13 protein-coding genes and 1 pseudogene are annotated in these 15873 nt (G+C 70.4%); 9 read left to right on the top strand and 5 right to left on the bottom strand.

The features are described from left to right. The first annotated feature begins 122 nt into the window (after nucleotides 1-122). The 3 genes from ACFU6I_RS17020 to mug all read left to right on the top strand — a co-directional run bounded on the left by ACFU6I_RS17020 (nucleotide 123) and on the right by mug (nucleotide 3566). Nucleotides 123-1415 (top strand): APC family permease, encoded by a 1293-nt coding sequence (locus ACFU6I_RS17020; RefSeq protein WP_384366822.1) that lies wholly within the window; start codon nucleotides 123-125, stop codon nucleotides 1413-1415. A 131-nt stretch (nucleotides 1416-1546) separates the two neighbouring features. Continuing rightward, complete coding sequence (gene purB / locus ACFU6I_RS17015; RefSeq protein WP_384366819.1) at nucleotides 1547-2989, top strand: adenylosuccinate lyase; 1443 nt, start codon at nucleotides 1547-1549, stop codon at nucleotides 2987-2989. Nucleotides 2990-3008: 19 nt separating this feature from the next. Continuing rightward, a complete protein-coding gene (gene mug, locus ACFU6I_RS17010; protein ID WP_384366816.1) occupies nucleotides 3009-3566 on the top strand; it encodes a G/U mismatch-specific DNA glycosylase in 558 nt (185 codons plus the stop codon). Nucleotides 3567-3874: 308 nt separating this feature from the next. Here mug and ACFU6I_RS17005 read toward each other — a convergent pair whose 3' ends face one another. Together ACFU6I_RS17005 and ACFU6I_RS17000 are read right to left on the bottom strand one after the other, a co-directional pair. Further along, nucleotides 3875-4612 carry an ABC transporter permease gene (locus ACFU6I_RS17005; RefSeq protein WP_384366813.1) on the bottom strand — a complete coding sequence of 246 codons (738 nt, stop codon included), beginning with the start codon at nucleotides 4610-4612 and terminating at the stop codon, nucleotides 3875-3877. Between the two features lie 2 nt (nucleotides 4613-4614). Then, a complete protein-coding gene (locus tag ACFU6I_RS17000; RefSeq protein ID WP_384366810.1) occupies nucleotides 4615-5553 on the bottom strand; it encodes an ABC transporter ATP-binding protein in 939 nt (312 codons plus the stop codon). Between the two features lie 107 nt (nucleotides 5554-5660). Here ACFU6I_RS17000 and ACFU6I_RS16995 point away from each other — a divergent pair, with 107 nt between their 5' ends. The 3 genes from ACFU6I_RS16995 to ACFU6I_RS16985 all read left to right on the top strand — a co-directional run bounded on the left by ACFU6I_RS16995 (nucleotide 5661) and on the right by ACFU6I_RS16985 (nucleotide 8746). Further along, a complete protein-coding gene (locus ACFU6I_RS16995; protein ID WP_384366807.1) occupies nucleotides 5661-6833 on the top strand; it encodes a sensor histidine kinase in 1173 nt (390 codons plus the stop codon). Nucleotides 6834-6837: 4 nt separating this feature from the next. Beyond that, nucleotides 6838-7488: a response regulator transcription factor gene (locus ACFU6I_RS16990; RefSeq protein WP_266988374.1), complete on the top strand. Its 651-nt coding sequence runs from the start codon at nucleotides 6838-6840 to the stop codon at nucleotides 7486-7488. Nucleotides 7489-7588: 100 nt separating this feature from the next. Then, the gene (locus ACFU6I_RS16985; RefSeq protein ID WP_384366804.1) at nucleotides 7589-8746 is read left to right on the top strand and encodes an ROK family protein; all 1158 of its coding nucleotides are present in this window, start codon (nucleotides 7589-7591) and stop codon (nucleotides 8744-8746) included. A gap of 47 nt (nucleotides 8747-8793) precedes the next feature. Here ACFU6I_RS16985 and ACFU6I_RS16980 read toward each other — a convergent pair whose 3' ends face one another. After that, complete coding sequence (locus ACFU6I_RS16980; protein ID WP_384366801.1) at nucleotides 8794-9558, bottom strand: GntR family transcriptional regulator; 765 nt, start codon at nucleotides 9556-9558, stop codon at nucleotides 8794-8796. Nucleotides 9559-9813: 255 nt separating this feature from the next. After that, nucleotides 9814-10698, bottom strand: coding sequence for an RNA polymerase sigma-70 factor (locus ACFU6I_RS16975; protein ID WP_384366798.1), 885 nt, complete (start codon nucleotides 10696-10698; stop codon nucleotides 9814-9816). A 165-nt stretch (nucleotides 10699-10863) separates the two neighbouring features. Here ACFU6I_RS16975 and ACFU6I_RS16970 point away from each other — a divergent pair, with 165 nt between their 5' ends. After that, nucleotides 10864-11694, top strand: a complete 831-nt coding sequence (locus ACFU6I_RS16970; protein ID WP_384366795.1) for an alpha/beta fold hydrolase — start codon at nucleotides 10864-10866, stop codon at nucleotides 11692-11694. Between the two features lie 93 nt (nucleotides 11695-11787). Here the strand turns inward: ACFU6I_RS16970 and ACFU6I_RS16965 are convergent. Next, a pseudogene (locus ACFU6I_RS16965) lies at nucleotides 11788-12633 on the bottom strand (DMT family transporter); the annotation flags it as partial. A gap of 47 nt (nucleotides 12634-12680) precedes the next feature. On the opposite strand from ACFU6I_RS16965, the gene ACFU6I_RS16960 reads away from it, so the two are divergent. Together ACFU6I_RS16960 and ACFU6I_RS16955 are read left to right on the top strand one after the other, a co-directional pair. Next, complete coding sequence (locus tag ACFU6I_RS16960; protein ID WP_384366792.1) at nucleotides 12681-14174, top strand: PLP-dependent aminotransferase family protein; 1494 nt, start codon at nucleotides 12681-12683, stop codon at nucleotides 14172-14174. Between the two features lie 90 nt (nucleotides 14175-14264). After that, nucleotides 14265-15845 (top strand): alkaline phosphatase D family protein, encoded by a 1581-nt coding sequence (locus ACFU6I_RS16955; RefSeq protein WP_384366789.1) that lies wholly within the window; start codon nucleotides 14265-14267, stop codon nucleotides 15843-15845. Nucleotides 15846-15873 lie beyond the last annotated feature (28 nt).

Raw genomic sequence — 15873 nt, 5'->3', positions numbered from 1 at the left:
GCCTCACCCGAGGGGCTCCGGTCGTGCGTGGGCGCGGCCACCGCCTCGTCACCTTCGGTCAGTACGGTGCGCCCCTACGGAAAGCGGCTGCGAGTGAAGGCAAAGGGCAAAGGGTGAGTGGCGTGGCAGGTGTGCCCGGCGGTGGTGCGGTCGGCGCTGACGGGTCCGGCGGACTCGGACGGCGACTGGGTGTGTTCGACGCGGTGGTCATCGGGCTGGGGTCGATGATCGGGGCCGGTGTCTTCGCCGCGCCGGCACCCGCCGCGGCGGCGGCCGGGTCGGGGCTCCTGATCGGACTGGGTGTGGCTGCGGTCGTGGCGTACTGCAATGCCACGTCCTCGGCTCGGCTCGCCGCCCGCTATCCGGCCTCCGGCGGTACGTACGTCTACGGGCGTGAGCGCCTGGGAGATTTCTGGGGCTACCTGGCCGGCTGGAGTTTCGTCGTCGGCAAAACCGCCTCCTGCGCAGCCATGGCCCTGACGGTCGGCGCCTATGCCTGGCCGGGCCAGGCCCATGCTGTGGCGGTCGGCGCCGTGGTGGCTCTCACCGCCGTGAACTACCGGGGCGTGCAGAAATCCGCAGGGCTGACCAGGGTGATCGTGGCGGCGGTCCTCGCGGTCCTGGCCGTCGCCGTCACCACGTGTCTGACCGGCGACACGGTCGAGCCGTCCCGACTGGTGCCCGGGGGCGACGCCACGGTGGGCGGGGTGCTGCAGGCGGCGGGGCTGCTGTTCTTCGCCTTCGCCGGATACGCCCGCGTCGCCACGCTGGGTGAGGAGGTCCGCGATCCGGCCCGCACGATCCCCCGTGCCATCCCTCTTGCTCTCGGCATCACCTTGATCGTGTACACGGGGGTGGCGGTGGCGCTGCTGTCGGTGCTCGGGTCTGCCCGGCTCGCCGACGCCACGGCTCCGCTGGCGGACGCGGTCGGCGCGGCAGGCGCGCCCGGCCTGGCACCGGTGGTCCGCATCGGTGCGGCACTCGCCGCACTGGGTTCCCTGCTCGCCCTCCTCCTCGGCGTCTCCCGTACGACGCTGGCAATGGCCCGCGACCGCCACCTGCCGCGTGCCCTGGCCACCGTCCACCCCCGGTTCGCCGTCCCGCACCACGCAGAACTGGCCGTAGGCGCGGTCGCCGCACTCGTGGCCGCCACCGGCGATGTCCGGGGCGCGATCGGGTTCTCCTCGTTCGGCGTCCTGCTCTATTACGCCGTCGCCAACGCGGCCGCCTGGACCCTCACGCCGTCCGAGGGCCGCCCTCCACGTGCCGTTCCGGCCCTCGGCATGGTGGGCTGCCTGGTCCTGGCATTCACGCTTCCCCTGCATTCGGTTCTGTCGGGCGCATGCGTGGTGCTGGTCGGCGCGGCCGCCTATGGCGTACGCAGGGGCAGGCGCCCGCACCGTCCGAGTCGCTGAAGGGCGACCGCCCCGGTCCCTCGACCCGACCGCCGCGGGGCGCCCCTGGCGCACGAACGGCCGCGTTTGTCGTAAGCCACAAACCCGACCACGGCGCTGGCCTGCAGAAACCACCAGTAGAATCTGGACACGTGACTGCTGTGTCTGCGAAGCCTCGCATCCCCAATGTCCTGGCCGGCCGCTATGCCTCCACGGAGCTGGCTGTCCTCTGGTCCCCCGAGCAGAAGGTGAAGCTGGAGCGCCAGCTCTGGCTGGCGGTGCTGCGCGCTCAGAAGGACCTCGGGATCGAGGTACCCGACGCCGCCCTCGCCGATTACGAGCGTGTCCTCGACCAGGTCGACCTCGCCTCCATCGCGGAACGCGAGAAGGTCACCCGGCACGACGTCAAGGCACGGATCGAAGAGTTCAACGCTCTCGCCGGGCACGAGCAGGTCCACAAGGGCATGACCTCCCGGGACCTCACCGAGAACGTCGAGCAGCTGCAGATCCGGCTCTCGCTGGAACTCGTGCGCGACCGCACCGTGGCCGTCCTGGCCCGGCTCGGCAGGCTTGCGGGCGAATACGGCGAGCTGGTCATCGCCGGCCGCTCCCACAATGTCGCCGCCCAGGCGACCACGCTCGGCAAGCGCTTCGCGACCGCGGCGGACGAACTGCTGGTGGCGTACGGCCGACTGGAGGACCTGCTGGGCCGCTACCCGCTGCGGGGCATCAAGGGACCCGTAGGCACGGCGCAGGACATGCTCGACCTGCTGGGCGGTGACGCCGCCAAGCTCGCCGACCTGGAGCAGCGCATCGCCGGCCACCTCGGCTTCGGACAGGCGTTCACCTCGGTCGGCCAGGTCTACCCCCGTTCGCTCGACTACGACGTCGTGACCGCACTGGTGCAGCTGGCCGCCGCACCCTCGTCGGTCGCGAAGACGATCCGGCTGATGGCCGGGCACGAGCTGGTGACCGAGGGATTCAAGCCGGGTCAGGTCGGCTCGTCCGCGATGCCGCACAAGATGAACACCCGGTCCTGCGAACGCGTCAACGGACTGATGGTGATCCTGCGCGGCTACGCCTCGATGACGGGCGAGCTGGCGGGCGACCAGTGGAACGAGGGCGACGTGTCCTGCTCCGTGGTCCGCCGGGTGGCGCTGCCGGACGCGTTCTTCGCGTTCGACGGTCTGCTGGAGACCTTCCTCACGGTGCTCGACGAGTTCGGGGCGTTCCCGGCGGTCGTGGCCCGCGAACTGGACCGGTACCTGCCGTTCCTCGCCACGACCAAGGTACTGATGGGTGCGGTACGCGCCGGTGTCGGCCGCGAGGTCGCCCACGAGGCCATCAAGGAGAACGCCGTCGCCGCCGCTCTGGCCATGCGCGAGCAGGGCACGGAGCGCAACGAACTGCTCGACAAGCTCGCCGCCGACGACCGCATCCCGCTGGACCGGGAGCAGCTGGACGCGCTGATGGCCGACAAGCTCTCCTTCACGGGAGCGGCCGGCGACCAGGTCACCGCGCTCGTCGCCCGGATCGAGGCGATCACCAAGCAGCACCCCGAGGCTGCGGGATACACGCCGGGGTCGATCCTCTGACAGTCGGAACCAGCGCCGGATGACCCCCGAAGAGCTCCAGGCCGCCCGCGACCGCATCGTTCCCGATGTGGTCGCCGGCGGCTTGCGCGTGCTGTTCTGCGGAATCAACCCGAGCCTGATGACGGGCGCCACGGGCCACCATTTCGCCCGCCCCGGCAACCGCTTCTGGCCGGTGCTCCACCTGTCCGGCTTCACTCCCCGCCAGTTGAAGCCCTCGGAACAGCGCGAGCTGCTGACCTACGGTCTGGGCATCACCAATGTGGTCGCCCGGGCCACGGCGAGAGCCGACGAACTGGCCGCCGAGGAGTTCCGCGAGGGCGGACTGATCCTCACGGCCAAGGTCGAGCAACTGCGCCCGCAGTGGCTGGCGGTGGTGGGGGTCACCGCCTACCGCACCGCCTTCGGCGAGCGTCACGCACAGATCGGCCCGCAGGACCGGACGATCGGCGGTGCCCGGGTCTGGGCCCTGCCCAACCCCAGCGGCCTCAACGCCCACTGGACCGCTCAGAGCATGGCCGAGGAGTACGGGCGCCTCCGCGCGGCAGCCGACTTCACCGCTCCCAGCCATTCGGACTGAGTCGCTCTGCGGAAGCGAGCACCAGAGGTCTGCGAGAGCTCGGGGGATTTGCGGTCAGGAGGCAGGGACTGCAGGGCCGGCGGCCCCCGCGTCCTCACGTCCGAGGCTCGCTGCGCACCCCGTCGATGCGGCGGAGGTGAGGGCCCCTGGTCATGCCGCCGGTCAACCGCACGGCACTGGCGACAGGTTCCGGCATGAGCCTTGAGGGGCTTTCGGCTTCTCTCGCCCACGTCCGGCGCCGTTCCCGGCGCCTTCCGCGATCACCTCCCGACGTGCCCCACGACCATCGACCCAGGGGAGACCGGTCCTCAGGCGTCCCTGCGCCTCATCGCCCACCAGCCGGCGAGCAGCGCGAGGCCTGCCCAGCCGGCCGTGACAGCCAGCCCCGCCCATGGCCCCACACTGCCTTCCGGATTCTGGTGCAGTACCAACTGTCCGGCCCGGTCGGGCAGATAGAGCGCCACGCCGCTCGCGATGTCCCCGACCACGAAGGAAACGATCAGGACGAACGGGATGAGCAGGCTGAGCACGGCGACCGCGCTGCGCAGCAGCACCGTCAGGCCGGCGGCGAACAGGGCCATGAGGGCGAGATATATGCCGCCGCCGAAGGCGGCTCGGAGAGCTCCGGGTTCGCCCAGACCGATCGCGTACTTCCCCATGAACAGCTGCCCCACCAGGAACGCGGTGAAGCTGGTGGCGAGCCCGACCACCAGGGCGAGCACGCCGATGAGGGTCATCTTCGCCGCGTAGAAGAGGTCACGGCGCGGCACCGCCGCGAGCGATATCCGCAGAGCGCCATTCAGATACTCGGAGGAGAGCGCTGTGGCGCCGAAGCTGATCGCAGCGATCTGGCCGAAGTTCAGCGCGTAGAAGGCGCCGAAAACCAGGTCCGTGTCCCCGTTCTCCGCCTCGGCCTGACCGACGGTGGCGAAGGCAAGCAGGGTGACGGCGAGTGTCACCAGGAAGATCGCCGTCAACGAGCCGGACACGGACCGTACTGATCTGATCTTGATCCACTCGGAACGGAGCACGTCGGTGGTCGACATGGTCAGGCCTCCTGACGGGTAGCGGGTGACGCTGCTGCGGACGCGAATTCCGTCGCATCGGCTGTGAGATCGAGATAGGCCTGCTCCAAAGTGGCCTGTTCGTCGATGAGTTCAAGAATGGGGATGCCCTCGAAGGCGGCGATGGCACCTACCTCCTCCGCCCTGGCGCCCTCGACGATCCAGCGCCCGTCGTCGCTCTGTACGAGCTCGAGTCCCTTGCCGGTCAGCACATCGCGGAGCCGCCCCGACTCCGTCGTGCGCACGCGCACGCGCGGGCGGCTGCGGGAGTCGAGGAATTCCTGCATCGGCAGGTCGACAAGGAGCCTGCCCCGTCCGAGGACCACGAGGTGGTCGGCGAACGACGACGTCTCGTTCATCAGGTGACTGGAGACGAGAACTGTGCGGCCCTCGCGGGCCAGCCGTTTCATCAGCTCCCGGATCCAGATGATGCCTTCCGGATCCAGCCCGTTCGACGGTTCGTCCAGCATGACGACGTCCGGGTCGCCGAGCAGAGCAGCCGCTATGCCGAGGCGCTGTCGCATACCCAGCGAGAACGTCTTGATCCGGTCGCCGCCGACCCGGCCGAGACCCGCCTCCTCCAGAACCGCCTCGACCCTGCCGGCAGCAAGGCCGTTGCTCGTCGCGAGAGCCAGCAGATGATTGCGCGCGGTCCGGGAACCGTGGGCGGCCTGCGCATCGAGCAGCGCGCCGACCCGGCGCAGCGGATGGTCGAGTGCGGCGTAGTTCTTCCCGCCGATCGTCGCGGAGCCGCTGGTCGGGCGGTCCAGGCCGAGGACGAGTCGCATGGTGGTGGACTTACCGGCGCCGTTAGGACCGAGGAAGCCGGTGACCCGGCCGGGTCGCACACTGAACGTGAGGTGGTCCACGGCGCGGGTCGCGCCGTATTCCTTGGTGAGCTCATGGACGTCGATGCTGGTCATGTCCTCAGCCTGGCCGCCGCGCACGCTCCCGCCCTCCCCCGCCGGAGGGGATCATCTCCCTCGCTCGGGGGAGCCGTCACATTCGCGACGGCTGGCACGATGGCGGCATGCGCCGCCTTCTCCGTCCGCTTACCGAGCCGGTCACCTACACCCGCTGGCTGCACATGCTCGTTCCGTGCGCGGTCGCCAGCGTGTGGCTGTTCATCTCCATGGACACCCCCTGGGCCCTCATGATCTTTGCCGTGCCCGTGGGGCTGGTCCCCGGAATGCGGCTCGCCGAGGGGGTTCAGGCCCAGCTGTTGCTGATGCCGTCGGAGCGCGGCAGACCCGACGCAGCGATCTCCGCGGCTCCGGCGGAAAGCTGGGCGGCCCGCTGGCGGACCGTGCTCTGGCTGGAGGTGCGGCTGCTGCTCTCGGCGGTGGCCGGGTTCGCGACGGTGTGGCTGTCCGCCACGGCAGTCGACCTCGTCCTCACCGCGTCGGGTTCGGGCCCGAGCGACGACTGGCTGATCCGCGGGGTGGAGCCGCACTGGTGGTACGCATTGATTGCACCCGTGCCTCTTCTCCTGCTGCTCGCAGTTGTCGTGATATGCGGCAAGGTGATCACGGCGGCTGCTCGACGGCTGCTCGGTCCGTCACCAGTGGAGCGGCTGACCGCGCTGGAGGAGCGCACCGAGCAGTTGCTGGAGCGCAATCGGATTGCCCGCGAGCTGCATGACTCGATCGGGCACGCCCTGACCGTGTCGGTCGTCCAGGCGGGTGCGGCGCGGGCGGCGAACGATCCGGCGTTCACCGAGCGGGCACTGGCCGCTATCGAGGAAACGGGCCGGGCTGCACTGGACGATCTGGAGCGGGTGCTCCGGGTCCTGCGGGAGTCGGAAGCACCGGTGGGACAGCGGCCGACACTCGCCGAGGCGGACCGGCTGCTGGACTCGGCGCGCGGTTCTGGGGCGAAGGTCGACGCCGATGTCTCCGGTCCGGTGGAGTTGGTACCGGGACCGGTGTCCCGCGAGGGGTACCGGATCCTGCAGGAGTCCCTCACCAATGTGCTGCGTCACTCCGGGTCCGTCCCCGTGCGGGTGAGGATCACAGTCGCGGACGGCTGGCTGGAGCTTGAGGTGACCAATCCGCTCACCGGGTCGATAGGTACGCCGGGCGGCGGCAGCGGACTGCGGGGCATACGTGAGCGGGCCGCGCTCCTGGGCGGAAAGGCCAAGACCGGTCCGTACGACGGCGAGTGGAGGGTGCACGCGAGCCTCCCGCTGGACGGCCTACGCTGACCGGATGCCGGTTACCGTTCTTCTGGTCGACGACGAACCCCTCGTGCGCGCAGGACTGCGCGCGGTGCTCGAGGCCCAGCCCGACATCGAGGTGGTGGGCGAAGCCGCCGACGGTGCCGCAGTGATCCCGCTGCTGCGCCGACTGCGCCCCGATGTGGTGGCGATGGACGTGCGCATGCCCTTGATGGACGGCATCGAGGCAACCCGGGTGGTGCTGCGCACGGTGCCGGATCCGCCGAAGATCCTGGTGGTGACGACGTTCGAGAACGACGAGTACGTGTACGAGGCGCTGCGCGCCGGGGCGGACGGTTTTCTGCTCAAGCGGGCCAGGCCCTCGGAGATCGTGCATGCGGTGCGTCTGGTCGCCGAGGGCGAGTCGTTGCTCTTCCCGGCCGCGGTCCGGCAGCTCGCCGCCGAGTACGGGACGAGCAAGGCGAAGGCGGCCATGGAGAGCGCGGCGCTCACCGAACGGGAGGGGGCGGTGCTCCGTTTGATGGCCCGGGGACTGTCCAATGCGGAGATCGCCGCCAAGCTGGTGGTCGGTGTCGAGACGGTGAAGACCCATGTCAGCGCCGTACTGGCCAAGCTGGGGGCCAGGGACCGGACGCAGGCGGTGATCGCCGCGTACGAGTCGGGGTTCGTGGCTCCGGGCTGACGCCGACGGCGCCCGGGTCCCTGTTCCGGGTCACGGTCGCTCCGCCTCCGGGCAGCGAGTACGATCCGCCTGACATGCTCGCGAGCTGGGAGGACACACCGTGGGCCGGTTGACCGGTGGGGACCCGTCGCTGTTGCGTCGGATCAATTCCGCGGTGGTACTTCATGCCCTCAGGGGCGCCCACTCCCCCACGCTCACGGACCTGACTCGTATCACGGGTCTGTCCCGGCCAACGGTCGAGGGCGTCGTCGAGGGGCTTTTCGAGGCCGGTCTGGTCGTCGAATCCGCGCCCGACGAGGGCGAGGCCCGACGTCAGGGCAGGCCGGCCCGCAGGTTCCGATTCCGCGCCGAGGCGGGACATCTGCTCGGCATCGAGATCGGGCCGCACCGCGTCTCCGCACTTCTGTCGGGGCTGGACGGCAGGATCATCGGCGCCGGTTCCCGCGAGGTGTCGGAGACGGCTTCCGCGGACGACCGGCTCGACCGGGTGCGGGCCGTTGTCGCCGATCTGCTGCGGCGCTCAGGAGTGGCCCGGAGCAGTCTGCGTGCGGTCGGGGTGGGAAGTCCGGGGATCGTGGAGGCCGACGGGACCGTACGCCTGGGCACCGCGCTGCCGGACTGGACCGGTCTCGCGCTCGGTGAGCGCCTGCGGCGCTCCTTCCGCTGTCCGGTGCTCGTGGAGAACGACGCCAACGCCGCAGCCGTGGCCGAGCACTGGAAGGGTGCCGCAACCGAGTCGGACGACATCGTGTTCGTCCTGGCGGGGCTGAGCCCGGGGGCCGGTTCACTGATCGGCGGACGGCTGCATCGTGGTTACGGCGGTGCAGCGGGCGAGATCGGCGCACTCCATCTGCTCGGCCGCGAGGTCACACCGGAGAAACTGCTGTCGACGACGGACACCCCGCTGGATCCGCTGGACGAGCAGGCGGTCGCCGCGGTGTTCGCGGAGGCCCGGCACGGCGATGTGCGGGCTCAGGCTGCGGTGGAGCGGTTCATCCAGCGGCTGGTGCACGATGTGGCGGCGCTGGTGCTGGCACTCGACCCGGAGCTGGTGGTCATCGGCGGCTGGGCCGCCGGACTGGACGGAGTGCTGGATCCGCTCCGCGGTGAGCTGGCCCGGTATTGTCTCCGGCCGCCGCGGGTCGCGTTGTCGCTGCTGGGCGAGGCGGCCGTGGCCACGGGCGCGCTGCGGCTGGCGCTCGACCATGTCGAGGAGCAGCTCTTCGCCGTGGAGGGATCGGTGACGGCCCGCCGCTGAGCGCGACGGGCCGTGCGTTTCGTTCGAAGCCGGCGGGCCGGCCGGGCTCAGGACGCGTGGCGCTCCTGGCCGGGGTGGCTGATCTCCAGATCGCCGGAGTCACCGAAGGTGAGTCGGCACGTGTCGGCGCGGTAGGTGGCGACGGAGACCGCAGCTGTGCCGCCTGCCGCGAGGTAACGGGTGGTGACGACGAGGACCGGTGCGCCGGGGAGCCGGTCGAGTTCCTTGGCGTCGTCCGCTCGCGCGGAGCCGAGCTCCACCGAGCGGTCCTGGCCGTCGAGGCCGAGACGGTGCAGTTCCCGCACGACGCTGCGGGCACGGGCGGCACTCGACGAGCTCTCGATCGCGGACAGTTCGGGCACGGACGGCGACGGCACGTACAGCAATTCCGCAGCGACCGGCTGCCCCTGAGTGACCCGGATCCGGCGAACGATGTGCACCGGCTCGTCGCTCTCCACGTCGAGCATGGCGAGGACCGGGGCGGGCGCCGTCGCGGTCGTGCAGCCGATCGGCTGCCAGGCCTCGTCGTCGCCGCCCGTCCAGTCGTGCTGCGCGGTCGAGACGGCGACGCCCACCCGCGGCGGGGCGACGGTGGTACCCACGCCGCGGCGGCGCTGCAGCCTGCCTTCGAGCTCGAGCTGCTCCAGAGCCTGTCGGAGCGTTGCCCGGGCGACGCCGAACCTGGCTGCGAGCTCGCGCTCGTTGGGCAGGATCTCTCCCACCGCAAAGTCCGAGTCGAGTGCCTCACTGAGGACGGTCTTGAGGTGCCAGTACTTCGGCTCCTGCACCGATTCCAGCTGCGTGGTCCCCACCCTGTCCTCCGCAATCACCCAGCGTCTTATTCCGCGACGTTATTTATTAAAGGTTCCTGTCTTAACGTTGAGACCATAGGGCGGCACACCACCTTGGTCAAGACCAATCCTCGTTCCGTCACGCTGCGAATCGGGTCCCTGCCGCAGAGCGTTCACGGGACGTTCGTGGTGCCGTCCGGCGCGCGCAGCACAAAGCCCCACGTCCGGAGGGTCCGTGGGGCTTGGAGGAGCTCAGACAGGGCGCCTGACGGGCGGCTATTCGACGGCCAGATTGACGAGCTTGTCAGGGTTGCGGACGATATATACGCATTGGATGACACCGTCCCTTACATCGATCTGGAAGACGGAATCAGGCTTACCGCCGGAAAGCACCACCAGGGCGGGGCCACCGTTGAGCTCCATGACCCGGATCTCGAAGGCGGCAGGCTGATCCTTTGCGACGGCCAGGAGGAAACGACCGACCTTGTCCTGGCTCTCGATGATCCGCAGCGGCGCCTTGGACTTTCCGCCGCTGTCGCCGACCAGACGCACATCGGGGGCGAGGAGCATCAGCAGCTCCTCGATGTTGCCGCCCGCCGCCGCGGCGAGAAACCGTTCGGTGAGGTCACGGCGCTGGGCCGGGTCGACGTCGTAACGCGGCTTGCGCTCCTCCACGTGTCGCCGCGCACGCCCGGCGAGCTGGCGCACCGCGGCCTCGGTCCTGTCGAGCGTCGTGGCGATCTCCCCGTACGGGAAGCCGAAGGCCTCTCGCAGGACGAAGACGGCGCGCTCCAGCGGGGAGAGTGATTCGAGGACGACCAGAACGGCGACGGAAACGGAGTCTGCGAGGACGGCCTGCTCGGCAGTGTCGGGCACGGCAGGGCCGAAGTCGGTGACAAGCGGTTCGGGCAGCCATGGTCCGACGTAGGCCTCGCGACGGATCTGCAGCTGCCGCAGCCGGTCGATGGCGAGGCGGGTGGTGGTCCGCACGAGAAACGCACGCGGCTCCCGTACGTCGTCGCGTGGCGCGGCCGACCAGCGCAGCCACGCCTCCTGCACCACGTCTTCGGCGTCGGCGATCCGGCCGAGCATGCGGTAGGCGACCCCGGTCAGTACGGGGCGGTGTTCCTCGAAGACGTCGGTCGCGGTGTCGGCTGTCACCGTCCCATCCCAGCCGACGCCCCGGGCCGTGTCCAGCACAAATCATCCGCCCCCTTGAACTGTGGACTACTGAACGGTAATTGTTATTGACGGGACGTCTAAGTCCCTTGGCGCTGAGCTGCTTCAGCAAGGCGCATTCGTGCCGGACACCCCGGGAGCACCAGCATGGCCACCTCGGTCTCGTTCACCGTCGACTCGCCCGGAGGACCGCGGACCGTCTCCGTGGCGTACGAGCGCACCGGTTCCGGGGAGCCGCTGTTGCTGCTCCACGGCATCGGCCACCATCGTCAGGCATGGGATCCGGTGCTGCCGGTGCTGGCATCGGAGCGGGATGTCATAGCCGTCGATCTGCCCGGTTTCGGCGTCTCCGCGGCGCTCCCGGACGGCGTTCCGTACGACCTGGCGAGCGTGGTCCCGGTGCTCGGCTCCTTCTGTGAGGCGCTCGGCCTGGACCGGCCCCATGTCGCAGGGAATTCGCTCGGTGGACTGCTGGCCCTGGAGCTGGGACGCGAGAGGCTCGTACGGTCGGTGACGGCGCTGTCGCCCGCCGGCTTCTGGACGGAGAGCGAGCGGCTCTATGCCTTCGGCACTCTGCGGGCGATGCGGCGGGGAGCACTGGCTCTGCCGATGCCGTTGATCGAACGGCTCTCGCGCAGCGCTGCCGGGCGTGCGGCGCTGACGAGCACCATCTACGCGAGGCCCGGGCGCCGTTCACCCGAGGCCGTCGTCTCGGAGACTGTCGCCCTGCGCGAAGCGACCGGTTTCCACGAGACTCTCGCCGTCGGACGCCATGTCGCCTTCACCGAGGATGTGCCGGGGCTGCCCGTGACCATCGCCTGGGGCAGCCGCGACCGGCTGCTGCTGCGCCGACAGGGGGTCAGGGCCAAGCACGCCATTCCCGGTGCCAGGCTGGTGCGCCTGCCCGACTGCGGTCATGTACCGATGAACGACGATCCCGCGCTCGTGGCGCGCGTCATCCTCGACACCAGTCGCTGAACGGGTACCGGTCGCGGAGTCGACGCCGGTCCTCGAACCGGAGGAACCTCTCGGCCTGCTGCGCCGCAGTACACCTGAACCGAGCGCCACTCCGCAACCCACCAGCAGACTCCCGCCGGCCTGCGCGATCCCGTACGAACCGGTGCCGACGAGCGGCGCGGTGAGTGCCGCTGAGACCGGGATCAGCCCGGAGAAGAGCGTGGCGCGTTCGGCGCCGATGCGCTGCATGCCCATGTACCAGCAGACGAACCCGACGACCGTGACCACGGCTGCCTGCCACAGGAGCGCCGCCGTCTCCGCGGGTGTGGGCATCGGCAGAAATCCGCTGCCGTCGAGCAGGACACCGAGCAGTGCCGACTCCACAGCAGCTATGGCGCAGACAACGGCCGACAGCAGTTTGGGCCCGAGCGGGCTCAGCACCGGTACGGCCAGGACGGCGAAGCCGACCTCACCCGCGAGCGCGCCGACCGAGCAGAGGAAGCCCGCCACGTCGGTCCGGCCCCAGCCCTGGACCGTGAAGGCCCCGGCGGCGACCAGCGCGGCCGCGCACAGGACGGTGCGGGTCGGACGACGGCCGGCCAGCAGCGGGACGAGGACGGCGACAAGGATCGGGGCGCAGCCGACGAACACGCCCGGAACAGCGGGTTCCGCAGACCGTTCGGCGGCCAGGACCGCCAGGTTGAAGCCGACCATGCCGACGGCTGCGAGCAGCGCGAGCCGGGCCCACCGGCGGGGGGTGAGTGTGCGGAGGGGAGCGAGGCCGGAGTGCACCCCGCCGCGGAGGAGCGGCAGGAGCAACAGCGCGGCAAGGCTGTAGCGCAGCGCCTGGCCGCCCGCGTACGGATAGTCGCCGAGAACACTGTTGGCGGTGAAGGAGGCGCCCACGAGGACGCAGGCGAAGGCCGCGAGCAGCGCCCCGCGTAAGGAAGTCACGTTCATGGAGCCGACGCTAGGCAGCGGGGCGGTCCGGTTTAAGGTCCACTTTCATGACGTCTTCGGGGACCAATCCGCCGTGGGACGGTGCGCAGGGGAGTGCGTCCGTATCCGCTGCCTGGGAGTTGCTGATTCCGGCCGCGGCCGCCCCGGCCCGGGGGCGCGGGCGTGCGCTGCAGGAGGCGCTGCGCGAGGCGATCCGCTCCGGGCGCCTGGTTCCGGGGACCCGGCTGCCGTCCAGCCGCGAACTGGCCGCGGATCTGCGGGTGTCCCGCGGTCTGGTGACCGAGGCGTACGAGCAGCTCACCGCGGAGGGCTATGTGCGCAGCGGTCGGGGCGCGGGCACCTGGGTGAGCGGTGCCGTCCGCGGCGCTGTGCGCGAGGCGCACGATCTCGCTCCGCGCGCTCCTGGTTCCTCGGTGGACTTCCGGCCCGGTACGCCGGATCTCTCGCTGTTTCCGCGCAGCGCCTGGGCCACCGCCCATCGCACGGTGCTGGGCCGGCTGCCGCACAGCTCCCTCGGCTACCCCGATCCGCGCGGACTGCCCGAGCTGCGGGAGGCGTTGGCCTCCCTGCTGGCCAGGCGACGCGGCGTGGTCGCCGATCCGGAGCGCCTGGTGGTGTGCTCCGGAGTGGCCCAGGCGACAACGCTGCTCGGGTTTGTTCTGCACGGGCGCGGCTTGCGGACCGTCGGCGTCGAGGATCCCGGAAGCCCGGAGCATGCCTCTCTGTTCGCTTCGACGGGGCTGACAACCGTCCCGCTGCCGCTGGACGAGGAAGGTCTGGCGCCCGCGTCGCTCACGCACTCCGGCGTGCGCGCCGTGGTGACCACGCCCGCGCACCAGTTCCCCACCGGAATCGCCTACTCCGCCACGCGTCGCCGCGCGCTGCTCGACTGGGCGCGAACCACGGACGCGCTGATCGTCGAGGACGACTACGACGGTGACTTCCGCTACGACCGGGCGCCGGTCGGTGCGCTGCAGGGTCTGGACCCTGAGCATGTCGCCTACACCGGCTCGGTGAGCAAGTCGCTGGCACCGGGGCTGCGGCTGGGCTGGCTGCTTGCGCCGACGACGATGACGGACGACATCGTGGCCCGTAAACGCACGATGGATCTGGGCAATCCGGCCGTCGACCAGGCGGTGCTGGCCGACTTCGTCACCCGGGGCGGGTACGACCGGCAGCTGCGCCGCTGCCAACGCGCCTACCGCGAGCGGCGCGACGCTCTGACCGCGGCGCTGGCGAAACACTTCCCCGACACCGAGGTCAGCGGGATCGCCGCCGGTCTTCATGTCATCGCCCGCCTGCCCGAACGGTACGGTCCCGAGCCGGTGTTCCTTCGGCGCGCCGCCGGTCGCGGCATTGCGCTGCGGCCGCTCAGTGACTGCACCACCACGCGCCGTGCGGACCGTACGGTGAACCTGGTTCTCGGTTATGCGCATCTGGCGCCCCCGGACATCGCGCGCGGCGTGCGGCTGCTCGCGCAGGCCCAACGGGACACGCTCGGACGGGACATCGACGGGAGCCGGGGCCCGGTGTTCATCTGAGGTTGGTGTGCCCGCCGTCGACGGGCACAAAGGTGGGGCCGATCGACCGGCCACCCGTACCGCTGTCCCGCTGCCCCCGGAGGCACCTCGATGTCGTACCGTCCGCGCATCCCTTCGCCCGACCGCCGCACCGTGCTGCGCGGTTCGCTCGCCGCTTCGGCCGCGCTCACCCTTCCCCTGGCGGGAGCGGCGGCCCCCGCCTTCGCCCTGTCCGGCCGTCCGCGTGCGGGCTGGGGCGTTCAGGTGGGTGATGTCACGGCGTCGTCCGCCCTGGTGTGGGTGCGGGCGGACCGGCCGGCCCGGATGATCGTGGAGACGTCGGCGACGGAGTCGTTCCGGCGGGCCCGTACCTGGTACGGGCCGCTCGTCGGTCCGGGTACGGACTTCACCGGGACGACACCGCTGTACGGGCTTCCGGCGGGCGAGCAGGTGCACTACCGGGTGACGCTCGCGGACCCGGACGATCCGCGCCGGACCGGTGAGCCGGTGTACGGAACGTTCCGTACCGCGCCTGCCCGGCGCCGGGACGGGGTGCGCTTCCTGTGGTCCGGCGACATCGCGGGACAGGGCTGGGGCATCAACCCGGACATCGGCGGGTACTTGGTCTATGACGAGATGCGCCGCCTCGACCCGGACTTCTTCCTCTGCAGCGGCGACAACATCTACGCGGACGGTGTGATCGAGCCGAGTGTGACGCTGCCCGACGGCAGGGTCTGGCGGAACATCACCACCGAGGAGAAGGCGAAGGTCGCCGAGACGCTCGCCGAGTACCGCGGGAACTTCCGCTACAACCTCCTTGACGACAACCTGAAGAAGTTCAACGCGCAGGTGCCGTCGATCATCCAGTGGGACGACCACGAGGTACGCAACAACTGGTATCCCGGGCAGATCCTGGACGACGCCCGATACACCGAGAAGAACGTGAATGTGCTGGCCGCGCGCTCGATGCAGGCATTCCGCGAGTACTTCCCGGTGTCCACGCTGCACGCATCGTCCGGCGACGGCCGGGTGCACCGGGTGGTGCGCCACGGGCCGCTGCTCGATGTGTTCGTCCTCGACATGCGGTCGTTCCGGAACGCCAACTCCCCCGGACGGCAGCCCGACGACACCACGGGCATCCTCGGCGCCGAGCAGCTCCGCTGGCTCAAGCACGAGCTGTCGCGGTCCCGCGCGGTGTGGAAGGTGATCGCCGCAGACATGCCACTGGGACTGGTTGTCACGGACGGTGCGACGAACTTCGAGGCGGTGGCGCAGGGCGACCCCGGTGCCCCGCTCGGTCGTGAGCTGCAGATCGCCGAGCTGCTGCGGTTCATCAAGCACCGCCGGATCACCGGCACGGTCTGGCTGACCGCCGACGTTCACTACACATCGGCACAGCACTACGCCCCCGAGCGCGCGGCGTTCAAGGACTTCGCGCCGTTCTGGGAGTTCGTGTCGGGGCCGTTGGCCGCCGGAGGATTCCCCGCCAACGCACTCGACAACACCTTCGGCCCCGACCAGGTCTTCCTGCGGGCACCCGACCGGGCGAACGTGTCGCCGATGGAGTCGCCGCAGTTCTTCGGCGAGGTCGACATCGACGGGGACAGCGGCGAGTTGACGGTGCGGCTGCGGGCGCAGGGCGGTTCGGTGCTGTTCACGACGGTGCTGCAGCCGGGGCGTGTCGGACAGTGAGCGGACGCCCGTGACCGACGTCTGACGA

Source organism: Streptomyces sp. NPDC057486, from assembly GCF_042802415.1.
Taxonomy (GTDB): domain Bacteria; phylum Actinomycetota; class Actinomycetes; order Streptomycetales; family Streptomycetaceae; genus Streptomyces; species Streptomyces yanii.
The sequence above is the reverse complement of the archived record's forward strand: the minus strand, read 5'-3'. Positions and strand labels throughout refer to the sequence as shown.